Source organism: Cyanobacterium sp. (assembly GCF_054166785.1).
This window is the reverse complement of record NZ_JBSZCP010000001.1, coordinates 1-13896: the sequence shown is the minus strand read 5'-3', so window position 1 is coordinate 13896 and position 13896 is coordinate 1. Positions and strand designations below refer to the sequence as shown.

Below are 13896 nucleotides of genomic sequence, written 5' to 3'. Positions count from 1 at the left end.
GTATTAATTATTAACTTTTTTTAACCAATTGTCACCTGTTATCACACTTCCGAGGCTCGAATCTTTATCAATGGGTTTAATCCCTTGATATTACAAGGGTTTTGGTTTTCAGCGGTTGAATTTCTTTATTCTTCTAAGTTTAAGTTTTTCATGCTGGTTTTAAGCTCTTTCCATAAAACCCTAATTTGTTGATAGGCTTGATTGGAAGTTAATTTTCCGTTGGTTTCCAGATTACAAATATAGCCTACTTTTTGGGCAAACTCTTGTAAGTTGGCATTAAAGACTAAATTTTCTGGAGTAAAATCCCCACGATAAGCACTGCGGGGATAGAGCATATTCTCTTTTTCAGTTTTATTGTTATTTTCCACGACTTAAACTTTTTATTTTAATTAAGACTTATTGAAAGTTTAGCTCAAAAAAAATGTTGTTTATGAATCAAGGTTAACATTCTTTTTAGAAAATAGGTGGACTATGGTTGATTATTGATTACTTAAAACCCAAACTTGGCTATAATAATTTTTGATCAAATCAATTTTCTATGCCTCCTGTAAAAGGGATTCCATAGTCAAAAACATTGTCAGAAAAGCCAAATTCATTACTATAAAAACCTCTTTTTGGTGGTAAATCATACTCGAAAATATCTTTATAAATACCGTTTATGTCAGAACGTTCTCGAAATTCCCCATCAGCGGAATATCGAATCTGATTTCTAATTAGTTCCTGTTCACTTTGTGGTAATTCGGAGAAGTTAAGGGGAATATCATCTATTAAAATTCCACTCTCGGGGGGAGGAGTGTTAGTAAATTGTTGATCATCTTCTGTTTGGGCATTTTCAATTATTCGTAAAAAATCCACGGGAATCTCATCTCTTGATACTTTTTCGTCATTGTTGGTGCTGTTTTTCTGGAGAGATTGATTAAAGTTGCAACCAGTAATTGATATGGCAAATGTAATCAAGAAAACAGTAAACTTTATCATCATATTAAGAAGATTTCATCATTTAAATCTTAACAGCAAAAGTTGACAAGTTATGCTAAAAAATTAGACAATGTAATTAATATTTACCTATGCTCGTTTATGGTTGGTTCTTCCTCTGATTTTTTTCATGTTTCTGTTTTTGCTCAAGAATTAGTGGATGGTATTATACCTAAACCCCATGGACATTACCTTGACGCTACTTTGGGGGGCGGAGGGCATACGGAAATTTTGCTAGGTTATGATGATACTATTACTATGACGGTGATTGATCGAGATCAAAGTGCGATCGCCTCTGTTCGTGATAGACTACCTTCTTCTTATTTAGAAAGAATCACTTTTTTCCATGGCAATTTTGCCGATTTTCAAGGGAAGGAAAATCAATTTGATGGCATTATGGCTGATTTAGGGGTTAGTTCTCCTCAATTTGACCACGCCGAGCGGGGTTTTAGTTTCCGCCATGAAGGGGAGTTGGATATGCGGATGGATCAAAATCAATCCCTCACAGCCCAAAAAATTGTTAACCATTGGCAGGAAAAAGAAATTGCTGATTTGATTTATCAGTATGGAGAGGAAAGGTTATCCCGTCGCATTGCTCGAAAAATACTGGAAAAAAGACCTTTTAACACCACCACCGAGTTAGCCAGTGCGATCGCCCATTGTTACCCCCCCAAAGCCCGTCATGGTAGAATACACCCAGCCACAAGGACGTTTCAAGCCCTACGCATCGCCGTAAATAAAGAATTAGACTCCCTCACCACTTTTCTAACCAATGCTCCACAATGGCTCAAACCAGAGGGCAGAATCGCCATTATTAGTTTTCATAGCCTTGAAGATAGGATTGTAAAATATCAATTTCGAGATAATGATGCCCTCAAAATTATCACCAAAAAACCCCTTACTCCCACAGAAGAAGAGCAAAAGGTTAATGGGCGATCGCGCTCAGCTAAACTCAGAATTGCCGAGAAAAAAAATAAGGATTTGAGATAGCCTTTCCCACCTTAATTCACCAATAGCTGTTATTTATCTTTAGTTTGAATCAATTCCACCTTATAACCCGTAGGATCTTCCACAAAAGCAATAACCGTAGTACCATGTTTCATAGGGCCTGGCTCTCGAATAACCTTACCACCGAGAGATTTAATTTTGTCGCAGGTAGTATAAATATCATCCACCCCCAAGGCAATGTGTCCGTAACCATCTCCCATATCATAACTATCCTTACCCCAGTTGTAGGTTAACTCAATGACAGAATTATCCGACTCATCCCCATAACCCACAAAAGCAAGGGTAAATTCACCCCCTGGATAGTCTTTTTGTCTTAACAACTTCATACCTAAAACATCGCAATAAAATTTGATGGATTCTTCCAGATTGCCAACCCTAAGCATGGTGTGTAAAAGACGCATAAATATTACTCCTAATTAACTTACTAAAATTATTTTGCCACGAAATCTTGATTACTATCTTCTTCCCTTAACGATTGACAAGAAACGATCAAGGGTTAACAATAGATTGATGACTTTTATGATTTTACTGAAAAGCACAAGTGCCTTAATTACCCTTAACCTAATTCAAGCAATGATGAGCCAAGAAAATAAGCGATGTGGTTAAAAGGGTTTAAAATTCTGAGGAGGGGAGGGTTTTTTTGTGTGAATATTATTATGCACTTGGTTTGATTTTCGGTAACTTTATTTTTATTGCTAATTATTTATTTTAAATTCTCAACAAATTTCTATTAGAAATGACTAAATTTGTATTTGTCACGGGCGGGGTTGTATCTAGTATTGGTAAAGGGATTGTAGGGGCAAGTTTAGGGCGTTTGCTCAAGTCTCGTAACTATTCTGTGTCTATCCTTAAACTAGATCCATATATTAACGTAGATCCGGGTACCATGAGTCCTTATCAACATGGGGAGGTATTTGTTACCGATGATGGGGCGGAGACGGATTTGGATTTGGGGCATTATGAAAGGTTTACGGATACTTCTAGTTCGAGGTTAAATAGTGTTACTACGGGTTCTATTTATCAGTCGGTAATTAATAAGGAAAGAAGGGGAGATTATCAAGGGGCAACGGTGCAGGTAATTCCCCATATTACCAATGAGATTAAGGATAGAATCCACCGAGTGGCAAAAAATAATAGTCCTGATGTGGTAATCACGGAAATTGGTGGTACGGTAGGGGATATTGAGTCTTTACCTTTTCTTGAGGCGATTCGTCAATTTAGAAAAGATGTGGGGCGCGATAATGTTTTATATATGCACGTTACCCTCATTCCTTGGATTACCGCCGCAGGGGAGTTGAAAACGAAGCCGACACAACATTCTGTGAAGGAATTACGCTCTTTGGGGATTCAACCCGATGTATTAGTTTGTAGGTGCGATCGCACTATACCTAGTAATATTAAAGATAAAATAGCGGAATTTTGTGACGTTTATCCCGAAGCGGTAATCACCTCTAGTGATGCTAGTAGTATTTATGAAGTGCCTTTGATTCTTGAAAAAGAAGGATTAGCCGAGCAAGTATTACAAAGATTACGCCTAGAAAATCGTACCCCAGACTTAGAAAAATGGGAAAATTTGGTGCAAAAAATGCAGTCTCCCCATCATAAGTTAAAAATTGCGATCGTTGGTAAATATATTCAACTCGGTGACGCTTATTTATCCGTAGTAGAAGCGCTTATCCATGCAGGAATCCATGGGGAAAGTGAAATCGAACTATGTTGGGTAGATGCGGAGGATATAGAAACCAACGGTGCTGATAAATATCTTAACCATGTCCAAGGAATTTTAGTACCGGGAGGGTTTGGTAATCGGGGAGTAGATGGTAAAGTAAAGGCGATCGAATATGCTAGGGAAAATCATGTACCTTTCCTTGGGTTATGTTTAGGAATGCAGTGTAGCGTCATTGAATGGGGTAGAAATGTTGCCCACCTAGAAAATGCCAACAGTGTCGAGTTTGACGATAAAACCCCCAACCCTGTTATTAATCTTTTACCCGAGCAACAAGATGTAATTGATTTAGGGGGTACCATGCGATTAGGATTATATCCTTGCCGTCTTGCCCCCGACACCCTCGCCTACTCCTTATATAAAGAAGAGGTAATCTATGAGCGTCATCGTCACCGTTACGAATTTAATAATGGTTATCGCACCCAATTCCTCGAAACAGGTTACAAAGTTAGTGGCACATCCCCCGATGGGCGTTTAGTAGAAATTGTTGAATTACCAAATCATCCTTTCTTTATCGCCACCCAATTCCACCCCGAATTTAAATCTCGTCCTAATCAACCCCATCCTCTTTTTTCGGGATTTGTACAAGCCTGTATAAATAACATTTAAGGTGCGCTCTCTGGGGTAATGGTGCTAAATCCGATTTATTAGTTTCCAAATCTTATGGTACCTAAATCATAAATTCCTGTTTCCCCCGCAGGAATAGTAAACTCCGTACTTAAACGAGGATTGGTAAATAAATTGATGCGATAAGTGCCAGGAGTCAACCCCATGAGGGCAAAACGTCCTGCCTGATTAGTAAACAAAGTTAAAGGTTCAAAATCAGGATTAGAAAGGGAAACCACTTCCCCCGCTTGAAGGGAAATAGGATTTCCATCCCCATCTTGGAGAGTACCCCGAATAAATACCGTGGCATCCGTACCCACCACAATAAGAGTACCACTTCGGTAGGTAGGGTAAAGGGTAAAAGCCGATTCTCCTAAATCAAAGCCAAGGGGTAAATCGGGGGCATCAATACGAATATTACTAAGGGAATAGGAGCTTAAACTAGGTACTACCGCAGGACCAAAAATTCCAGCCTCCGCAATATGTCCCCTCGTGCTAGGATTAACTACCACAGATTGATCTGCAAAATTATCATTACGGGCAATAATTACAAAACTATCACTAACAGGACGAGTCCAACCAAAACGCCCCCCTGCAAATACAAAGGCTGTATCAAAGTTGACATTGCTTCTTTGTTGGGTTTGGTCATAGTTATGGGCAAAGTTGACACTACCAAAAAAGTTACGATAATCTAAGCCTAAACGAGAACTAAGATTACGAGGTTGAGGATTTTGGGTAAGGGTAAGATTACCATTAATACTATTAAAGGTATTGGGGTTACGGCGATTCCATCTAACTTCTGTGGAGCCTTGCCCTTCGGTGGTTAGGTTATTTCTAGCACTAATAGATTGATTTCTACCACTTTGTAAAAGGTTTACCCTTAGTTGGGTGTCATCCTCCCCCGACTGTTGACGACGATGGCTGAGGTTAACATTTAGTGAAATATTACTACTTAATCTGGTACTAAGCCCGATCGCCCCTCGATAGGCATCAGGATTATCTAAACTTCCCACTTGATAACCGACATTAAAATTCATGCCCAAATTAGGAGCTAATCTTTGTCCATAATTAAAACTAAAATTCCAAGCCACCGTATTAACAGATTCACTAAAAACATTATCAGGATTGCCAATACTCAAATTACCAAAACGCTGGAAAAAAGGCCCCTGATATTCCACATTAAAACCAAAATTTGGAGCCCTACGCCCCCCCGTGGTGAGGGGTAAATATTGATACCTGAGACGAAAACTATGGTCAATGCCCACCGGGTTATTACTCAAAGCCACATCCCAACCAAAATTACCTAAATTAGTTGCCAAAACCCCTTCCGAGCCGAATAGTTGTTGGACATTTGCCCCCTGAAAATAAGCCCCCAGGGTGAGGTTACGGGCAATGCCTTGACGATAAAAACCCGTGGCGATGGGGCGAGATGTATCATAATTTCTAGTGCCTTGCCGACTAAAAGAGGGTACACCCACTCCTACCCCAAATTGACTTAAACCCACTGCCAATAAGTCCGAGGCGAGGGGAGCAGAAAAGGAGAGGTTTCGCACTTGTCCTACATCATCGGTAATTTGCAGGGTAATATTATTCTGTCCTGTACTGAGGGCAAAATTACGAATATCCTGAGTTCCCGCAGGAAGTTGCAGGGTTTGACGTAGTAAGCCGTTGACGAATATTTCTACGGTGGAGGGGCGCTCGAGGAAGAATTCAAATTGTCCTGTGGGTACGGTGACGAGGTATGGTTGTAGGGAAAAGTTACGCACCATGGCAACCCCCCCCATGGGTACAAAACTTTGATAACCCCGTGAGAAACTGAATAAATCCCCCATCACATAGCGAATACCGTTATTAGGGTCATCTCTGACTAGGCGAATATCGGATCTGACAAAAGAAGGGGTAGCACCTTCGCTATAAGTGCCACTGCCTTCCAATACCCACCCTTGATAATTTATTGCTCCATCTATAATACCCAAGCCTAAGTTTTCCCGTCCTAGGTTGCTACTACCGCTACTGCTCCAAAGGAAAGATTGTCTCCCTCTTAGGTTAACAAAACCGCTCAGAGAAGCAGGTCTGATGGCGTTTTGCGCCCCAGGGGGCAAATTTTGGTTTCCTGAACCATAAACGATGGTTTTACGTAAATTGGGGGGGATTTGTAGTCTTAGTTGTAGCTGTTGTCCATCAAAAAATCCGTCAATGCCTGTGGATTGGATACCGTTGAGGGTAAAATTACCCCCATCCCCCACTAGATTTTCAAGGGCTTCTTGTACATCGGGGCGAACAAATTCTCCGATGCGATTTAGTAAAGTGGAGGCGACAATTTCCAGATTATCTTCATCTCCTAGGGCAACAAAAACAACGATTTCTCCTTGGGCTTGATCGTTAATGAATAGGGGTACGATAATCCGTTGTAGTCCTGTGGGGCGAGGTCTATTAAAGATTCTTTCAAATAGTTCGTCGGTGTTTTGGTTAATGTCGTTGGGGCGATCGCCATTAATTTGTGTTTCTTGAACTAGAAAAGTATTTACGGGAGTGGTGGCAATATTATAGGGTAGGTGATTCACAAACATCAATCTTCAAAGACTTGTTTTCGGGCTAGAATTGAGCTATTCCGTTGGTGATAGTTTGGTCATGAAATTACTGTTTAAGTATATTACTTTTTCCATTGGTTCTTTATCGGTTTCTTTGCTTATTCTACTAACTTCTATTAAGCCTTTAGGGGCGGAGCTTGAAATTCAGCCAGAGGTTTTATTTGAGCAGGGGGTAAATTTGGGGGAGTCGGGAAATTATCAGTCTGCCATTGATATTTTTACCCAAGTTATCATTCTTTCTCCTTTTGTGCCAGAGCCTTATTATAATCGTGGTCTATCTTTTGAGCGTCTTAATCAATTTCAAAGGGCGATCGCCGATTATAACCAAACTTTACAATTAGATCCCGAATATATCCCCGCCTACCTCAACCGAGGCAACCTTTACAGCCTCTTGGATGACCATCAACGGGCGATTAATGACTTTACCCGAGCCATTAACCTAGATCCTAATTATTATCGTGCTTATTATAATCGTGGCAATAGTTTCTTTTATATTGGTGAATATCAAAAGGCGATCGCCGACTATAACCAAACCCTCATCCTCAATCCCCATTACTACGATGCCATCTACAATCGAGGACTAACCCACTATCAAATGGGCAACCTAGACTCCGCCAGAAAAGACCTTTTCCACGCCGCCAGAGCATACCTCCACCGCAACGACAAAGACAGCTACCTAGAAGCCCTAGAAAGAATCGAAGAACTAGAACTATCCACCACCACCACAAGCTACATTCCCCCCTTATTAAGGGGGGCTAGGGGGGATCAAACCCTCCACACAATAAAATTCCTCCCCTATGAACCACAACTAGGAAGGATCAAACTCTCACAAACTATCAACAAATACCATATCATCATCATCAAAAAATAAATTCGAGAGAGGATCTAAAAATATCTCCATCTCCCGAAAAATTTCAAGGGGAGGCAAAATTATAATCATGGTATCGGTATTTACCTCTACCACGGGAGGTGTACGCATGGTTTGCGCATAACCTTCGGTGGCATTGGGTTTAAGCACTATGTTCCGTGGCACAGATGACACTGAACTTTCCCCAGCCATCACCCCAGCACAATTGAACACCGTAAACCCAAATATAAACACCCACTTGATTAATAAATTCATCTTTGCTCTCTCCCATTATTCCCTGAGCAATTCACCTTGCCTAATTAGCTTCCAACGTAGCTACCAAATCCCCCGTAGGGACACCATCAGGTAAAGGCAAAATAAACTGACGCTTACTACCAGCCAACACAAACGCACCCTTATCATCCCGAATATCACTGCCCGTAATAGTCACAGTATGATCAGGATTACTCATCGAAGCAACTCGGAGACTAACATCATTAAAAAACCCCCTTCTGTTGCCCTGATTTTCAAAAGTAACCGCCAACTGCTCTTTACCATCAGCACCTCTTTGACGGATAACGTTATCCACCACAATATTAGAAGAAGCACCATTAGGAGTGACATAAATCAAAGGAATGTAGGTGACAGTTACATTAAAATTAACCACAATTCCCGTAGGATTAGGATTTTCTACCTGCCGTAAATTGATAGGTAACTGCTCAAAAACCGCCTTATAAATCAACTCGTGGTCAGGTTCAGGATCCCCTAACCAAGTCACCCTGACTGCCTGCCGTTGTCCGGGGTTGATAATCATTTGAGGGGGATAAACCAAGAAATCTTCTTCTTCCTCCTCCTGAATCTCTGTGCCATCAAGGGCAACACCCCATTTCATCATCCTTACCTGTACCGCCACGGGTTCGGTACCAGTGCTGGTAACATAAAAATTGCTCATGATGCCCCTACCAGAAGGGCGTAGTTCCACTGAGTTGGGGGTAAGTTGAAAGTTTGACCCAGCCCAAGCACGGGGAATATTGACTAGGTTTGCACCCACCATACAGGCTAGTAATATAGCCCATTTATTTTTTATTTTTAGCATTTACTTGCCTCCCTGTATATCTTGTGAGGTAGAAAGCATTTTGTTGATTTATTTCTCTTTCTACCCGAAGACTTATGATTTTATTCAGCTACATCTGTTGTTAGGGTCAAAGTGATAGTATCTCGATAAATTTGATTTGGAACTTTTAGCCCTGATGCGATCTGAACTTGTAGATTTGCACTTGCATCGGTAATTCCCGTCTCACCGGTTGCGTCTGCTATTTCACCCGTTGCAATTTGTCTTGTTTCTGTTAGTGATTGCCATTGTGCGTTACCAGTTCCAGGATTCAAATTACTTCCCCCGTGGCTTGGTACAATTAACTTAACGTTGTAAGGTATTTCAACCCCCCCTGTTGATTTTAATTTTCCTGCATTAGTGCTACTCATGGTAATTTCCCATTTTCCAACAATGTTACGTTGATATGCTACATTTCCTACACTACTTTCTGTTGCTATTGTTCCATCTTTATTGTATAAAATGAGTGTATCGTTTTCTGCCGTGAATGTAAGATTACTAAAGTCATTTACCTTTACCTCAATAGGGTCCGCCAAAACCGCAAGGGGAGTCAGCGCACTTACACCAAGAACAATACCCGAAACCAATGCCCAACGACCTAAATTTTTAATAGTCATAATTCTACCTCCCTCCAATGACTTACTGTGTAGTGTTAGTGCATCGCTCGTCAGTCACTAGAGTTATTTACTTTTTGTTTATACTTCTATAGTACCTATTCCACTAATCAATAACATCCGTTTAAACACCCATTTTTCCTCAAAAATAAATAGGTTTTTCCCTATGTATTTTTTGAGTAGAGATCAGGGTTAATACTTACTCGCTTTTTTTATACATAAAAAACTAGGTAAATATATGGATTTTAATTAGTAACAATAGTTTACATTATTAAGTATTAACAGTTTGTTACATCAACATAGCCCTCTTTTGTCATTTTTTGAGTGTACGGCGAAGCAAATTCCTTTGAGATCCTAACACCACTAAGGGCGATCGGCCTTAAAACTTCAATCATACATTGCATAATAATATTTTTCATAATCTCCGCTGACAATATTTTCCACCCAGTCAAGATTATGTAAATACCAATTAATGGTTTCCTTAATGCCTCCTTCAAAAGTATAACTAGGCTTCCAACCTAACTGAGAGGTTATTTTACTATTATCAATGGCATAACGGCGATCATGCCCCGGTCTATCCTTAACAAATTCAATTAACTTTTCACTCTTATTTAAAACATTAATAATTAAACGAATAATCTCCAAATTTGCTTTCTCATTATTACCTCCAATATTATATATTTCCCCTACTTTACCCCTGTGTAAAACCGTGTTAATAGCAGAACAATGATCTTTTACATGAAGCCAATCTCGAACCTGCATTCCATCCCCATAAACAGGAATAAATTTATTATTTAAACAATTATTAATAGTTAACGGGATTAATTTTTCTGGAAATTGATAAGCACCATAATTGTTGCTACAGCGAGTAATATTAACTGGCAACCCAAAAGTTTCGTGGTAAGCCCTCACAACTAAATCAGCACTAGCCTTTGACGCAGAGTAAGGACTGTTGGGCAACAATGGCATAGTTTCCGTAAACATTCCCGTTTTACCTAATGCCCCATAAACTTCATCCGTTGACACTTGCAAAAATTTGACTCCTTCCCGATATTCCTGAGAGTATTTATCCTCGGGATTTACTTTCCAATGTTTTTTCGCCACATCCAACAAAACCTGGGTACCAATAATGTTAGTGGTTAAAAAAATATCTGGGTCAACAATACTTCTATCAACATGAGACTCGGCGGCAAAATTAATCACAGTATCAATGGAATAGGCTTTAAAAATTTCTTCGATGGTTTTCCTATCTCTAATATCACCTTTTATAAAAGTGTGATGATCATGATTGGTAATATCCTTTAGATTGCCTAAATTTCCTGCATAGGTTAATAAATCAAGGTTAATAATTTGATACTGGGGATAAATTTGGATCATTTCCCTAACAAAATTACTACCGATAAATCCTGCACCGCCCGTTACTAAGATTTTTTTCATCGCTTATTTTTCTTTTATTTCTGTTAAATATCTTTTTAAAGCATTTTTCCAATGGGGAAATTTTTGTAATCCAATATTTTCTATATTTGCTGTGCATAACCTAGAGTTCATTGGTCGTTGAGCTTTGGTTATATAGTCATGGGATGATATCGGTATTATTTCTATGTCTGTTGATAATTGAGTGAAAATTTCTAAGGCAAATTTATACCAACTACAATAACCTTCATTAACTCCATGGTGAGTACCATAATTGTCTGTTTTAATCAAATCACTGATAAATCTTGCTAAATCTTTAGTATATGTTGGAGCTCCAATTTGATCATCTACTACCTGTATTATGTTTTTTGACTTAGCCAAGCGAATCATGGTTTTAACAAAATTATTGCCATTAATTCCATATACCCAAGAAGTTCTGATAACGAAATGCTGTTTGATTAAGTTCCTAACAATTTCTTCTCCCTGAGCTTTTGTTTGACCATAATAATTGAGAGGATTAATTGAATCTGTAATGGAATGAGGGTTATTTCCTGAACCATCGAAAACATAGTCAGTGCTAATGTACACTAATTTAGCGTTTATTTCCTGTGCTACCTGAGTAATATTTTTTGTTCCTTGCACATTCACCGAATAACATGTATCTTTTTCGTCTTCGGCTTGATCAACGGCAGTATAGGCGGCACAATGAATAATAATATCCGGGTTTGTGTCTAAAATAAATTGTCTTGTTTGTGCTGAATTCGTGATGTCTAAATCCTCTTTTGTGGTAGCAATTATTTTTGCTCCTGTTTGGGATAATTCTTTGATCACATCGTACCCTAGTTGTCCATCTTTGCCTGTTATTAATATTGAGATTTGAAAGTTAACATCACTATGTTTTAGGGAAGGGGCGATTAAGTCTTTTTCTGATATTGTAGGCTTCTCTATTCCCCAATTAATGGCTAAATCTGGATCGTTAAATTTTAAAGTGCGATCGCACTTAGGATCATAATATTCATCAACCTTATACTGAACCTCCGTATCATCTGTTAAAGTAAGAAAACCGTGGGCAAAACCTTTAGGTATTAACAACTGCTTTTTATTTTCCGCTGATAACTCCACAGATACCCATTTTTTAAACGTAGGTGAACCCTTGCGTAAATCTACCGCCACATCAAGGATACTTCCCCTTGTGCATCGCACTAATTTCGTTTGTGCCTTCGGTTCAACTTGAAAATGCAAGCCTCTTAGGGTACCTTTTTGTAGAGATAGAGAATGATTATCCTGAACAAACCTGATGTTTAGACCTTCATCTCTTAACCTTTTATCCACATAGGTTTCCATAAACCATCCACGGTTGTCGGAAAATAATCTAGGTTCTAAAATTAAAACTCCATCAATGGCTGTTTTATTAATTTGCACTGAACTACTTACTCCTACTAAAAAATTATTTTACCCTCTGCTACCGTTTGTAAATGTTGACCATAAGGAGATTTACCATACTTCATTGCTGATTTTAACAGTGTATCTTGATCAATCCAATGGTAATAGTACGCAATTTCCTCGGGAGCAGATATTTTAATACTCTGTCTAGTTTCAATCATTTGTACAAAATTTGTAGCTTCCACCAAACTATTCATAGTACCCGTATCAAACCAAGCATAACCTCTTCCTAACAATTCTACGTTTAAACTTCGCTCAGCGAGATAAATATTATTGAGATCAGTAATTTCTAATTCTCCCCTTAGGGAAGGCTTTATTTCCTCAACAAAATTAACTACTCTGTTATCGTAAAAATACAATCCTGTGACGCAATAGTTGGACTTAGGATTTTTAGGTTTTTCCTCAATGGATATAACTTTTGAATTATGGTCAAATTCCACCACTCCAAAACGTTCTGGATCATTAACGTAGTAGCCAAAAATAGTTGCTTGGGCATTTTCTGCGTTTCTTTGGGCTTTTTTTAAAATTTTGGTTAACCCGTTACCATAGTAAATGTTATCCCCTAATATCATCGCAACACTATCTTGTTGAATAAATTTTTTAGCAATAATGAAAGCCTGTGCTAATCCGTCAGGAGAGGGTTGTTCAGCATAGGATAGATTTACGCCAAATTGACTACCATTCCCTAATAATTGTTGAAAATTAGGTAAATCCCTTGGTGTTGAAATGATGAGTATATCCCGAATACCCGCAAGCATTAATACAGATAGAGGATAGTAGATCATGGGTTTATCATATACTGGTAATAATTGCTTACTTGTCACCATGGTTAGGGGGTAAAGTCTTGTACCAGATCCACCAGCTAAAATGATTCCTTTCATGTTAAGGTGATAATAATTTTTAATAAAAAAATTGGGTCTTAAATTCCATGCTTCAGCATGGTTTCTGTTAGTTTTAGGTACTTTTTTTTTAGCTTCTTACCGCAAGCAAGAAGCATCATGGTATATCTTACTTTAAAAACATTCATAAAATCAGCGTGAGATGAATCGCCACAAAGATTTGTTACACAAACCAGAAAACTAAAAATAGCTGTAATCAATACTATGCTTCTATTTTGTATGAAGATGGCAAAGATAAACCCCCATTGTCAGCGGATAGTAAAGCTATAGGGATTGATCTAGGTTTAACTCATTTTGCTATTATCTCCGATGGGAGTAAGTTTAGCTCATCAACGAGAAGCCCCACACTTTGTTTTCGAGAAAAGGATAGTGAAACAAGTGTGGGATGAATCGTTGCCAAGGTATGTTGCACAAACCAAGGAGGTTATGCTACTATAATTCTAGGTAAAATAACTTGTTAGCCTAGTCACAGTGATAAACTTAAATTTCGAGTATCGCATATATCCAGAGCCACTACAGGAACAAACGCTTCTGGAGTGGCTTTTTATATGCAAAAAAGTTTACAATTATTGCTTGGCGGAAAGAAAAGACTGGATGAAATCTAGGAAGTCTTGGGTAGATAGATGTTCACTTGATAGGGAGTATATTATCCCTGCGGACGCT

General features: G+C 38.8%; 14 protein-coding genes and 1 pseudogene. 5 read left to right on the top strand and 10 right to left on the bottom strand.

The genetic code is table 11. The features are described from left to right. Positions 1 to 125: 125 nt before the first annotated feature. Both ACXITR_RS00075 and ACXITR_RS00070 read right to left on the bottom strand, forming a co-directional pair. Positions 126 to 335, bottom strand: a complete 210-nt coding sequence (locus ACXITR_RS00075) for a DUF7219 family protein (RefSeq protein ID WP_457995215.1) — start codon at positions 333 to 335, stop codon at positions 126 to 128. 193 nt (positions 336 to 528) lie between these two features. Next, positions 529 to 981: a hypothetical protein gene (locus tag ACXITR_RS00070; RefSeq protein WP_457995189.1), complete on the bottom strand. Its 453-nt coding sequence runs from the start codon at positions 979 to 981 to the stop codon at positions 529 to 531. 96 nt (positions 982 to 1077) lie between these two features. On the opposite strand from ACXITR_RS00070, the gene rsmH reads away from it, so the two are divergent. After that, positions 1078 to 1965 (top strand): 16S rRNA (cytosine(1402)-N(4))-methyltransferase RsmH, encoded by an 888-nt coding sequence (gene rsmH, locus ACXITR_RS00065; RefSeq protein ID WP_457995188.1) that lies wholly within the window; start codon positions 1078 to 1080, stop codon positions 1963 to 1965. A 29-nt stretch (positions 1966 to 1994) separates the two neighbouring features. Here the strand turns inward: rsmH and gloA are convergent, their stop codons facing one another. After that, positions 1995 to 2384, bottom strand: a complete 390-nt coding sequence (gloA, locus tag ACXITR_RS00060; protein ID WP_457995187.1) for a lactoylglutathione lyase — start codon at positions 2382 to 2384, stop codon at positions 1995 to 1997. Between the two features lie 335 nt (positions 2385 to 2719). On the opposite strand from gloA, the gene ACXITR_RS00055 reads away from it, so the two are divergent. Further along, positions 2720 to 4318 (top strand): CTP synthase, encoded by a 1599-nt coding sequence (locus tag ACXITR_RS00055; RefSeq protein ID WP_457995186.1) that lies wholly within the window; start codon positions 2720 to 2722, stop codon positions 4316 to 4318. A 38-nt stretch (positions 4319 to 4356) separates the two neighbouring features. On the opposite strand, the gene ACXITR_RS00050 is transcribed toward ACXITR_RS00055, so the two are convergent. Beyond that, the gene (locus tag ACXITR_RS00050) at positions 4357 to 6885 is read right to left on the bottom strand and encodes a fimbria/pilus outer membrane usher protein (RefSeq protein ID WP_457995185.1); all 2529 of its coding nucleotides are present in this window, start codon (positions 6883 to 6885) and stop codon (positions 4357 to 4359) included. Positions 6886 to 6946: 61 nt separating this feature from the next. On the opposite strand from ACXITR_RS00050, the gene ACXITR_RS00045 reads away from it, so the two are divergent. Next, entirely contained in the window at positions 6947 to 7777 is an 831-nt protein-coding gene (locus ACXITR_RS00045; protein ID WP_457995184.1) for a tetratricopeptide repeat protein, read from the top strand. Here ACXITR_RS00045 and ACXITR_RS00040 read toward each other — a convergent pair. The 6 genes from ACXITR_RS00040 to rfbA form a co-directional block, all read right to left on the bottom strand. After that, positions 7733 to 8029 (bottom strand): hypothetical protein, encoded by a 297-nt coding sequence (locus ACXITR_RS00040; RefSeq protein WP_457995183.1) that lies wholly within the window; start codon positions 8027 to 8029, stop codon positions 7733 to 7735. The two genes, ACXITR_RS00045 and ACXITR_RS00040, sit on opposite strands and share 45 nt — an antisense overlap. 40 nt (positions 8030 to 8069) lie before the next feature. Beyond that, complete coding sequence (locus tag ACXITR_RS00035) at positions 8070 to 8849, bottom strand: fimbrial biogenesis chaperone (protein ID WP_457995182.1); 780 nt, start codon at positions 8847 to 8849, stop codon at positions 8070 to 8072. 80 nt (positions 8850 to 8929) lie between these two features. After that, positions 8930 to 9481 carry a hypothetical protein gene (locus ACXITR_RS00030; RefSeq protein WP_457995181.1) on the bottom strand — a complete coding sequence of 184 codons (552 nt, stop codon included), beginning with the start codon at positions 9479 to 9481 and terminating at the stop codon, positions 8930 to 8932. A gap of 384 nt (positions 9482 to 9865) precedes the next feature. Continuing rightward, positions 9866 to 10915: a dTDP-glucose 4,6-dehydratase gene (rfbB, locus tag ACXITR_RS00025; RefSeq protein WP_457995180.1), complete on the bottom strand. Its 1050-nt coding sequence runs from the start codon at positions 10913 to 10915 to the stop codon at positions 9866 to 9868. A 3-nt stretch (positions 10916 to 10918) separates the two neighbouring features. Further along, positions 10919 to 12313 carry a dTDP-4-dehydrorhamnose reductase gene (rfbD, locus tag ACXITR_RS00020; RefSeq protein ID WP_457995179.1) on the bottom strand — a complete coding sequence of 465 codons (1395 nt, stop codon included), beginning with the start codon at positions 12311 to 12313 and terminating at the stop codon, positions 10919 to 10921. Between the two features lie 17 nt (positions 12314 to 12330). After that, positions 12331 to 13215: a glucose-1-phosphate thymidylyltransferase RfbA gene (rfbA, locus tag ACXITR_RS00015; protein WP_457995178.1), complete on the bottom strand. Its 885-nt coding sequence runs from the start codon at positions 13213 to 13215 to the stop codon at positions 12331 to 12333. Positions 13216 to 13412: 197 nt separating this feature from the next. Here rfbA and ACXITR_RS00010 point away from each other — a divergent pair. Next, a pseudogene (locus ACXITR_RS00010) lies at positions 13413 to 13562 on the top strand (RNA-guided endonuclease TnpB family protein); the annotation flags it as partial. Between the two features lie 142 nt (positions 13563 to 13704). Beyond that, on the top strand, positions 13705 to 13896 hold a 192-nt coding region (locus ACXITR_RS00005), incomplete at its 3' end, for a helix-turn-helix domain-containing protein (RefSeq protein ID WP_457995177.1).

What these genes read in the sequence shown, in the direction of transcription:
- ACXITR_RS00075 (WP_457995215.1), bottom strand. Translation starts at nt 335, where the DNA reads ATGCTCTATCCCCGCAGTGCTTATCGTGGGGATTTTACTCCAGAAAAT.
- ACXITR_RS00070 (WP_457995189.1), bottom strand. Translation starts at nt 981, where the DNA reads ATGATGATAAAGTTTACTGTTTTCTTGATTACATTTGCCATATCAATT.
- rsmH (WP_457995188.1), top strand. Translation starts at nt 1,078, where the DNA reads ATGGTTGGTTCTTCCTCTGATTTTTTTCATGTTTCTGTTTTTGCTCAA.
- gloA (WP_457995187.1), bottom strand. Translation starts at nt 2,384, where the DNA reads ATGCGTCTTTTACACACCATGCTTAGGGTTGGCAATCTGGAAGAATCC.
- ACXITR_RS00055 (WP_457995186.1), top strand. Translation starts at nt 2,720, where the DNA reads ATGACTAAATTTGTATTTGTCACGGGCGGGGTTGTATCTAGTATTGGT.
- ACXITR_RS00050 (WP_457995185.1), bottom strand. Translation starts at nt 6,885, where the DNA reads ATGTTTGTGAATCACCTACCCTATAATATTGCCACCACTCCCGTAAAT.
- ACXITR_RS00045 (WP_457995184.1), top strand. Translation starts at nt 6,947, where the DNA reads ATGAAATTACTGTTTAAGTATATTACTTTTTCCATTGGTTCTTTATCG.
- ACXITR_RS00040 (WP_457995183.1), bottom strand. Translation starts at nt 8,029, where the DNA reads ATGAATTTATTAATCAAGTGGGTGTTTATATTTGGGTTTACGGTGTTC.
- ACXITR_RS00035 (WP_457995182.1), bottom strand. Translation starts at nt 8,849, where the DNA reads ATGCTAAAAATAAAAAATAAATGGGCTATATTACTAGCCTGTATGGTG.
- ACXITR_RS00030 (WP_457995181.1), bottom strand. Translation starts at nt 9,481, where the DNA reads ATGACTATTAAAAATTTAGGTCGTTGGGCATTGGTTTCGGGTATTGTT.
- rfbB (WP_457995180.1), bottom strand. Translation starts at nt 10,915, where the DNA reads ATGAAAAAAATCTTAGTAACGGGCGGTGCAGGATTTATCGGTAGTAAT.
- rfbA (WP_457995178.1), bottom strand. Translation starts at nt 13,215, where the DNA reads ATGAAAGGAATCATTTTAGCTGGTGGATCTGGTACAAGACTTTACCCC.